The sequence below is a fragment of the Bacillus sp. AR4-2 genome (assembly GCF_008274865.1).
Classification (GTDB): Bacteria; Bacillota; Bacilli; order Bacillales; family Bacillaceae_G; genus Bacillus_A; species Bacillus_A cereus.
Genome location: NZ_CP031062.1, coordinates 72021 through 80000 on the forward strand (window position 1 = coordinate 72021; position 7980 = coordinate 80000).

Consider the following 7980-nt stretch of genomic DNA (forward strand, 5'->3'; position numbering starts at 1 on the left):
GTATGAAAGATTATTTAGTAAAAGCGTTAGCATTTGATGGAGAAGTGCGTGCGTATAGTGTGCGTACAACAAATACAGTAAGTGAGGCGCAAAGACGTCATGATACATGGAGAACAGCTTCAGCGGCACTAGGGCGTTCTTTGACTGCGGGTACAATGATGGGCGCAATGTTAAAGGGCGAGCAAAAGTTAACGATTAAGGTAGAAGGTAACGGTCCAATTGGCCCTATCTTAGTAGATGCTCATGCAAATGGAGATGTACGTGGTTATGTAACGAATCCGCATGTTGATTTTGAAGGAACAGAACAAGGGAAGTTACGTGTATATCAAGCGGTAGGTACAGAGGGGTTTGTAACTGTAATTAAAGATATTGGAATGCGTGAGCCGTTTATTGGTCAATCTCCAATCGTTTCAGGAGAATTAGGAGAAGACTTTACGTATTATTTTGCAGTTTCTGAACAAACGCCTTCTTCTGTAGGTGTTGGTGTTCTTGTAAATGGAGATGATAGCATATTAGCGGCAGGTGGATTCATCCTTCAAATTATGCCGGGTGCGCAAGATGAAACGATTTCATTTATTGAAGACCGTTTACAAAAGATTCCACCTGTATCAACGTTGATTGAACAAGGTCTTTCTCCGGAAGAGCTACTATATGCAGTTCTTGGAGAAGATAAAGTAAAAGTATTAGAAACAATGGATGTTCAATTTAATTGCACATGCTCACGCGAGCGTATTGAGAGTGTATTAATTAGTTTAGGTAAAACAGAGTTAGAGCAAGTTCGTGAAGAAGAGGAAGAGACAGAAGTTCACTGTCATTTCTGTAATGAACGATACAAGTTCTCTAAAGAAGATATTACAAATTTAATCGAGAATTTGTAATAAGGGAATTAAGAGGAGCAACCCTCCAAATGAATTGACAAACAGGGAATTTTCTGACAAAATCTAAATATAGATAAAACCAATAAAAATACTCGGTGTTAGGAGTGACAGGAATGCGAGTGGCACAATCAGTTTCAGAATTAATCGGGAAAACGCCGATCGTTAAGTTGAACCGCATCGTAGAATCAGACAGCGCAGATATATACTTAAAATTAGAATTTATGAATCCGGGGAGTAGTGTTAAAGATCGTATCGCATTAGCTATGATTGAAGATGCTGAAAAAAAGGGATTATTAAAAGAGGGCGATACAATCATTGAGCCGACAAGTGGTAACACAGGAATTGGTTTAGCGATGGTAGCGGCTGCTAAAGGATATAATGCAATCTTAGTAATGCCAGAAACAATGAGTATTGAGCGTCGTAATTTATTACGTGCTTACGGTGCGGAATTAGTATTGACTCCAGGGCCTGAAGGAATGGGTGGAGCAATTCGTAAAGCGACTGAATTAGCAAAAGAACATGGCTACTTTATACCACAACAGTTCAAAAACCAATCGAATCCAGAAATTCACCGTTTAACAACAGGTCCAGAAATTATTGAACAAATGGGCGACCAATTAGATGCGTTTATTGCAGGTATTGGTACAGGTGGAACGATTACTGGTGCTGGTGAAGTACTGAAGGAAGCGTATAAAGATATTAAAATTTATGCAGTAGAACCTGCAGATTCACCAGTATTATCTGGTGGGAAGCCAGGTCCACATAAAATCCAAGGAATTGGGGCGGGATTTGTTCCGGAGACGTTGGATGTAGAAGTATATGATGAAATTATTCAAGTGAAAACAGAGCAAGCATTTGAATATGCGAGAAGAGTGGCTAAAGAGGAAGGTATTTTAGTTGGTATCTCTTCAGGCGCAGTTATTTATGCAGCAACAGAAGTTGCGAAAAAGTTAGGTAAAGGGAAAAAGGTACTTGTTATTATCCCAAGTAACGGTGAACGTTATTTAAGTACACCACTTTATCAATTTGAATCCTAATTAAACGCGATTGAAAAAGCATCCTTGAAAAAGGGTGCTTTTTCTTTTGGGATTGGAAATAGGAAAAGAGTGAATGACTAGAAAACTTCATGTAAAATAAGAGGTAGTATAATTAAATTATTTTCACTAGCCTTCGAGTATAATCAATCTCTATATAAATAACTTATGTAGTTTGAGCTGGTTTATCTAAGAGGGTGGGATAAAAGAAGACGGGGTGTTGATATGCAACGAAGAAAATCTTTAGCGCTTTCTATTCCATATCAGTTAGATTTCTTTAAGCAATATAAATTTCTTTCTCAGGGTAAATCGCAACATATTTTGTTAGAAAGCGGCCGTGGTGGTCGTTATAACATTGTAGGGCTGAACCCAGTAGCGGTAATTCGAGGGAAGGATGAAACGTTACATATAAGTGAAAGTGGTAAGGAAACAATAAAACGAGGGAATCCGTTAGATTTAATGCAAGAATATATGGAACAATGGAAGACGGACTATAACCCAGAGTATCCGCCTTTTCAAGGTGGTGCAATTGGCTATTTCAGTTATGACTGTATCCGTTATATTGAAAAGCTGCCTTCTCTTGCGGAAGATGATATTAATATACCTGACATCTTCTTTTTATTATTTGATGACGTATTTGTCTATGATCAAAAAGAACAAGTGTTATGGGTTATTACGCATTATGTAGATAAATATGAAGAGGCGAATGAACGGCTAAATGAGTGGAAGAGTCTTTGGATGACAGAAGCGCCTGAAGTGACCGTGCCTTTTGAAAGTCCTGAAAAGAAAAGTGAAGCAGTTGCTTTTACTGAAGCCAGCTTTATGAAGGCAGTTGAATGTATTCAAGAATATATTGGGGCGGGTGATGTGTTCCAAGTAAACTTGTCGACGAGACAAGAAAGAACGTTACAGACACACCCACTAGAAATTTATACAAGTCTTCGTGAGATTAATCCATCTCCATATATGGGTTACCTGGAGCTTGGGGATTTTCAAATTGTTAGTGGATCGCCAGAGTTGTTAATTAAGAAACAAGGAACTGAAGTAAGTACAAGACCGATTGCTGGAACGAGATCTAGAGGCGCGGATGAGCAAGAGGATGAAGAATTAGCAAGAGAATTAATTGAGAACGAAAAAGAAAGAGCAGAGCATGTAATGCTTGTGGATTTAGAAAGAAATGATTTAGGACGTGTTTGTAAATATGGAACTGTAGAAGTAGATGAATTTATGGTAATTGAGAAATACTCACATGTTATGCATATTGTTTCTAATGTGCGTGGTGAGGTGGAAGAAGATAAGGATGCTTTTGATTTAGTGAAGGCTGTATTCCCTGGGGGAACAATTACTGGTGCCCCAAAAATACGTACGATGGAAATTATTGAGGAATTAGAACCTGTTCGAAGAGGGATTTATACAGGTTCAATCGGTTGGATTGGTTATTCTGGAGATACAGAATTGAATATTGTAATTAGAACACTTCTTGCTAAAGATGGAAAAGCTCATGTACAAGCAGGGGCGGGAATTGTAATTGATTCAAATCCGGAAAATGAATATAAAGAGTCGTTAAAAAAGGCGATTGCTTTATGGCGTGCAAAAGAACGTAGCGAAGAAACGGTTAGGTGAGAGAAATGATATTAATGATTGATAATTATGATTCTTTTACATTTAATTTAGTGCAGTTTCTTGGAGAACTTGGACAAGAGCTCGTTGTTAAACGTAACGATGAAGTGACCATTTCAGATATTGAGAATATGAAACCAGATTTTCTAATGATTTCTCCAGGCCCATGTAGTCCTAATGAAGCTGGGATTAGTATGGAAGCTATTAAATACTTTGCTGGAAAGACTCCGATTTTTGGTGTTTGTCTAGGGCATCAATCTATTGCACAAGTGTTTGGGGGAGAGGTTGTCCGTGCAGAGCGATTAATGCATGGAAAAACCTCGCTTATGCATCATGATGGAAAGACGATTTTTTCGGATATTCCTAATCCGTTTACTGCGACGCGCTATCATTCCCTTATTGTTAAGAAAGAGACGTTACCCGATTGCTTAGAGGTAACATCTTGGACAGAGGAAGGGGAAATTATGGCACTTCGTCATAAGACATTGCCGATAGAGGGTGTGCAATTCCATCCAGAATCTATTATGACTTCTCATGGGAAAGAGCTGTTGCAGAATTTCATTCGTAAATACAGTCCAAGTGCGACATTATGTTAATTTACGTAAATGGTCAGTATGTAGAAGCAAGTGAAGCGAGAATTTCTCCTTATGATCATGGTTATTTATATGGTCTTGGAGTTTTTGAAACGTTTCGTATTTATAATGGTCATCCTTTCTTATTGGATGATCATTATAACCGTTTAATAGAGGCGCTGGATACATTGCAAATTAAATGGACAATGACAAAAAATGATGTGATGCTTATTTTGAAAGATTTACTCGCTAAGAATGAATTGAAGCATGCATATGTACGTTTTAATGTATCAGCGGGTATAGATGAAATAGGATTACAAACGGAAATGTATGAAGAGCCTTCTGTTATTGTTTTTATAAAACCTTTAACAGCTCCAGGGGATGTAGTGGAAAAAGAAGGTGTTATTCTAAAACAAGTGCGAAATACACCGGAAGGGACATTTCGCCTGAAGTCTCATCACTATTTAAATAATATTTTAGGGAAGCGTGAAATTGGAAATGTTGTGAGTAAGGAAGGTATTTTCTTCACTGAAGCAGGTTATGTTGCAGAGGGTATTGTTTCGAATCTATTTTTTGTGAAAGGTGATGTTTTATATACACCTTCGTTAGAGACAGGGATTTTAAATGGTATCACTCGTGCGTTTATTATAAAGAGTGCTGAAGAATTAAATATAGAAGTAAAGGAAGGTTTCTTTACAAAAGATGAGCTACTTTCAGCGGATGAAGTCTTCGTAACAAACTCCATTCAAGAAATTGTTCCGCTTTATCGTATAGAAGCGCAGGATTTCCCGGGTAAAGTAGGAGTGGTTACAAAAAGTTTAATGTACCTTTATGGAATGCAAAGAGAGAAATTATGGAGCAGAAATGAATTACGAAGAGGAGATGTGTAGTTTGAAGTGGGATTATGATTTGCGCTGCGGCGAATATACATTGAATTTAAATGAAAAAACATTAATTATGGGGATTTTAAATGTAACACCAGATTCGTTTTCTGATGGTGGGAGTTACAACGAGGTAGATGCTGCGGTACGTCACGCAAAAGAAATGCAAGGTCAAGGTGCTCATATTATTGATATTGGTGGCGAATCTACTCGCCCAGGTTTTGCTAAAGTATCAGTAGAAGAAGAAATAAAGCGAGTTGTCCCGATGATTCAAGCAGTTTCAAAAGAAGTAAAATTGCCTATATCTATCGATACATATAAAGCTGAAGTTGCAAAGCAAGCAATTGAGGCTGGTGCTCATATTATTAATGATATTTGGGGAGCGAAGGCGGAGCCAAAAATTGCTGAAGTCGCAGCTCATTATGATGTACCCATCATTTTAATGCATAACCGCGATAATATGAATTATCGTAATTTAATGGCGGATATGATTGCTGATTTGTATGACAGTATTAAAATTGCTAAAAATGCTGGTGTGCCAGATGAGAATATTATTTTAGATCCAGGTATCGGTTTTGCTAAAACACCTGAGCAGAACTTAGAGGCGATGCGTAATTTAGAACAGTTAAATGTGCTAGGTTATCCGGTTCTCTTAGGTACTTCGAGAAAGTCCTTTATTGGGCACGTATTAGATTTGCCAGTGGAGGAACGTCTTGAGGGAACAGGAGCTACCGTTTGTCTTGGTATTGAAAAGGGCTGTGAGTTTGTTCGTGTCCATGATGTGAAAGAAATGGCGCGTATGGCTAAAATGATGGATGCGATGATTGGTAAGGGGGTAAGGTAATTGGATAAAATTTATATCCATGATATGGAGTTTTATGGTTATCATGGTGTGTTCCCAGAGGAGAATAAATTAGGTCAGAGATTTAAAGTTGACTTAACGGTGGAGTTGGATTTAAAGCGTGCAGGGGAAAGTGATGACTTAGAGCATTCGGTCAATTATGGAGAGCTTTTCGAATTATGTAGAAAAGTTGTTGAGGATAGAAAGTATAAGCTTGTGGAGAGTATCGCTGAAAATATTGCTGCAGATATATTAAAACAATATGAAAGTATTTCACGCTGTACAATTAAGGTAATTAAGCCGGATCCACCGATACCGGGTCATTATCGTGCTGTAGCAGTAGAAATTACGAGAGAACGTCCATGAACAATATAGCTTACATTGCATTAGGGTCAAATATTGGAGAGCGTTATACGTATCTAACTGAAGCGATTCAGTTTTTAAATAAAAATCCTTATATTCAGGTTGATGATATTTCATCTGTATATGAAACTGAGCCAGTTGGCTATACTGACCAAAGTTGTTTTTTAAATTTAGTTATAAAAATTTCTACCAATTTATCACCACAAGAGTTATTGAAAGTAACACAAAAAGTAGAAAATGACCTAGGAAGAAAAAGGGAAATTAGGTGGGGGCCGAGGACTATCGACCTTGACATTTTACTTTATAATCAAGAGAATATTGAAGCAGAGAATCTTATTGTTCCGCATCCGCGGATGTTTGAAAGAGCTTTTGTTATCGTTCCGTTGTTAGAGATTAATCAAAACATAAAACAAAACATTTCACGTTCACAAGTAGAAGAAATGAAAAGGCGAGAGGGAGTAACGGTATGGAAGCAGAAAAATGGGGAAGACGCATTCGTGCTTTTCGAAAGCTAAAAGGCTATACACAAGAAGGTTTTGCTAAAGAACTAGGGGTATCTGTATCTGTTTTAGGTGAGGTTGAGAGAGGGAATAGATCGCCTTCTCAAGATTTTGTAGTAGAAGTTGCTAAGGCATTAAATGTTTCGATAGAGGAATTAATGCCAAAGTGATTGTACAGGAAGGAGTAGGTTGATTGTTAAAGATTGCAAATATCGAGATGAAAAATCCGGTTGTACTAGCACCGATGGCGGGAGTGTGTAACTCTGCATTCCGTTTAACAGTAAAAGAATTTGGTGCCGGCTTAGTTTGTGCTGAAATGGTAAGTGATAAGGCAATATTACTTAATAATAAAAGAACATTAGATATGTTATATATCGACGAGAGAGAAAAGCCATTAAGTTTACAAATTTTTGGTGGAGAGAAAGAAACTCTTGTAGATGCTGCGAAATATGTAGATAAATATACGACAGCAGACATAATTGATATTAATATGGGTTGTCCAGTGCCGAAAATCGTTAAATGTGATGCGGGGGCAAGGTGGCTTTTAGATCCGAATAAAATATATGAAATGGTAGCAGCGGTTGTAGATGCTGTTGAAAAGCCGGTTACAGTTAAAATGCGTATCGGTTGGGATGAAGAACATATTTTCGCAATAGAAAATGCTAGGGCTGTTGAGCGTGCTGGTGGCCAAGCTGTGGCGGTTCACGGACGTACACGAGTGCAAATGTATGAAGGAAAAGCGGATTGGGATATTATTAAACAAGTAAAACAATCTGTAAATATCCCGGTTATCGGAAATGGTGATGTCGCAACGCCGCAAGATGCAAAGCGTATGCTTGATGAAATTGGTGTAGATGGTGTTATGATTGGTCGTGCGGCTCTTGGAGATCCGTGGATGATTTATCGTACGGTAAAGTATTTGGAGACGGGTGAATTAATGCCGGAACCAACAGTGCGCGAGAAAATTGATGTATGTATGTTACATCTAGATCGTCTTATTGACTTAAAGAACGAAAGTGTCGCTGTAAGAGAGATGAGAAAACATGCAGCTTGGTATTTAAAAGGTGTTCGTGGTAATGCGAGTGTACGTAATGGTATTAATGCTTGTAACACACGGGAAGACCTTGCGAATGTGTTAGGTACATTTGTAGAAGAAGTGGAAGCGAAACAACAAACAATTTACGTTGGTTAATAATGGACATAGGAGATTGACATTCTTCTATACACTTCCTATAATTACGTGAAAGAAAGAAGAGCTGCCAGTTAGTTGCTGGCAGTTTTTCTAGTTGAG

At 38.0% G+C, this 7980-nt stretch carries 10 protein-coding genes; all 10 read left to right on the top strand.

Annotated elements, in window-relative coordinates; all coding sequences use genetic code 11:
- The first annotated feature begins 2 nt into the window (after positions 1–2).
- Positions 3–878, top strand: coding sequence for a redox-regulated molecular chaperone HslO (gene hslO / locus DN399_RS00385; RefSeq protein ID WP_000656372.1), 876 nt, complete (start codon positions 3–5; stop codon positions 876–878).
- Between the two features lie 113 nt (positions 879–991).
- Positions 992–1915 carry a cysteine synthase A gene (cysK, locus tag DN399_RS00390; protein WP_001261712.1) on the top strand — a complete coding sequence of 308 codons (924 nt, stop codon included), beginning with the start codon at positions 992–994 and terminating at the stop codon, positions 1913–1915.
- Between the two features lie 222 nt (positions 1916–2137).
- On the top strand, positions 2138–3535 hold the full coding sequence (pabB, locus tag DN399_RS00395) for an aminodeoxychorismate synthase component I (protein WP_001189722.1): 1398 nt from the start codon (positions 2138–2140) through the stop codon (positions 3533–3535).
- Positions 3536–3540: 5 nt separating this feature from the next.
- Positions 3541–4128 (top strand): aminodeoxychorismate/anthranilate synthase component II, encoded by a 588-nt coding sequence (gene pabA / locus DN399_RS00400; protein WP_000602290.1) that lies wholly within the window; start codon positions 3541–3543, stop codon positions 4126–4128.
- Positions 4122–4994 (top strand): aminodeoxychorismate lyase, encoded by an 873-nt coding sequence (gene pabC, locus DN399_RS00405; protein WP_016123616.1) that lies wholly within the window; start codon positions 4122–4124, stop codon positions 4992–4994. The genes pabA and pabC overlap by 7 nt, the downstream gene beginning before the upstream one ends.
- Positions 4969–5829, top strand: a complete 861-nt coding sequence (folP, locus tag DN399_RS00410) for a dihydropteroate synthase (RefSeq protein ID WP_002164656.1) — start codon at positions 4969–4971, stop codon at positions 5827–5829. Before pabC ends, folP begins: the two co-directional genes overlap by 26 nt.
- Positions 5830–6192 (top strand): dihydroneopterin aldolase, encoded by a 363-nt coding sequence (folB, locus tag DN399_RS00415; protein ID WP_000358062.1) that lies wholly within the window; start codon positions 5830–5832, stop codon positions 6190–6192.
- Positions 6189–6704 (top strand): 2-amino-4-hydroxy-6-hydroxymethyldihydropteridine diphosphokinase, encoded by a 516-nt coding sequence (folK, locus tag DN399_RS00420; RefSeq protein ID WP_149149277.1) that lies wholly within the window; start codon positions 6189–6191, stop codon positions 6702–6704. The genes folB and folK overlap by 4 nt, the downstream gene beginning before the upstream one ends.
- Positions 6656–6859 carry a helix-turn-helix domain-containing protein gene (locus DN399_RS00425; protein ID WP_000387031.1) on the top strand — a complete coding sequence of 68 codons (204 nt, stop codon included), beginning with the start codon at positions 6656–6658 and terminating at the stop codon, positions 6857–6859. Before folK ends, DN399_RS00425 begins: the two co-directional genes overlap by 49 nt.
- A 23-nt stretch (positions 6860–6882) precedes the next feature.
- Positions 6883–7881: a tRNA dihydrouridine synthase DusB gene (gene dusB / locus DN399_RS00430; protein WP_000912251.1), complete on the top strand. Its 999-nt coding sequence runs from the start codon at positions 6883–6885 to the stop codon at positions 7879–7881.
- Positions 7882–7980 lie beyond the last annotated feature (99 nt).

Coding starts and splice junctions, on each gene's coding strand:
- folK (WP_149149277.1), top strand. CDS start 6,189: ATGAACAATATAGCTTACATTGCATTAGGGTCAAATATTGGAGAGCGT.
- pabC (WP_016123616.1), top strand. CDS start 4,122: ATGTTAATTTACGTAAATGGTCAGTATGTAGAAGCAAGTGAAGCGAGA.
- pabB (WP_001189722.1), top strand. CDS start 2,138: ATGCAACGAAGAAAATCTTTAGCGCTTTCTATTCCATATCAGTTAGAT.
- hslO (WP_000656372.1), top strand. CDS start 3: ATGAAAGATTATTTAGTAAAAGCGTTAGCATTTGATGGAGAAGTGCGT.
- cysK (WP_001261712.1), top strand. CDS start 992: ATGCGAGTGGCACAATCAGTTTCAGAATTAATCGGGAAAACGCCGATC.
- DN399_RS00425 (WP_000387031.1), top strand. CDS start 6,656: ATGGAAGCAGAAAAATGGGGAAGACGCATTCGTGCTTTTCGAAAGCTA.
- folP (WP_002164656.1), top strand. CDS start 4,969: ATGAATTACGAAGAGGAGATGTGTAGTTTGAAGTGGGATTATGATTTG.
- pabA (WP_000602290.1), top strand. CDS start 3,541: ATGATATTAATGATTGATAATTATGATTCTTTTACATTTAATTTAGTG.